The 531-nt window shown below is 44.4% G+C and carries 1 protein-coding gene; it reads right to left on the bottom strand.

Translation table 11 applies throughout. The features are described 5' to 3' along the window. Positions 1-58 precede the first annotated feature (58 nt). The gene (locus A3762_RS23035) at positions 59-439 is read right to left on the bottom strand and encodes a helix-turn-helix domain-containing protein (RefSeq protein WP_068757839.1); all 381 of its coding nucleotides are present in this window, start codon (positions 437-439) and stop codon (positions 59-61) included. Positions 440-531: the final 92 nt, after the last annotated feature.

Here is a 531-nt window from a genome sequence, read left to right as displayed (position 1 = left end):
TGCGATACCAAATGTCCTAAGACTTAATGATAAAGTATTGGTTCAAATGAAACAGAGCTTAGACGCACATTTGGTTACAGCCGCCGAGCACACCGAGTGCTGGTAAATCAAGAATCTGCAAATCGGTTCGCTTCACATCAATCAACCCGTCTCGCTGGAAGCGTTTGAACAAACGACTGATGGTTTCCGGAGCAAGATTAAGATGATTAGCGATATCTCTACGTGGCATCATTAAATTAAAGCGCGTATCAGAATATCCGCGTTCTTTGTAACGAGCAGATAAAGTAAACAAGAAGGTTGCAAGCTTCTGATCAGCCGCGTGTTCTTGTTGTTTTTCGTGCCCGCTTTGCACTTCTTTACGAGTACTGAGAGCAAGTGGTGTTGTAAGCCAGAAATTTGCAACGCAAGTCGTTCGAGCTTCGAATATTTGATAGCACAAAGGCTAGATGTCCCAAGCGCAATCACACTAGAGGGATGCGAATTTTGGTGCAGCGCATCTAGTCCGAAAAGTTCACCTGGAAGATGGAAGCT

The organism is Oleiphilus sp. HI0125, assembly GCF_001635355.1.
Note: the sequence above shows the minus strand (reverse complement) of the source record. Positions and strands in the feature narration are given on the sequence as shown.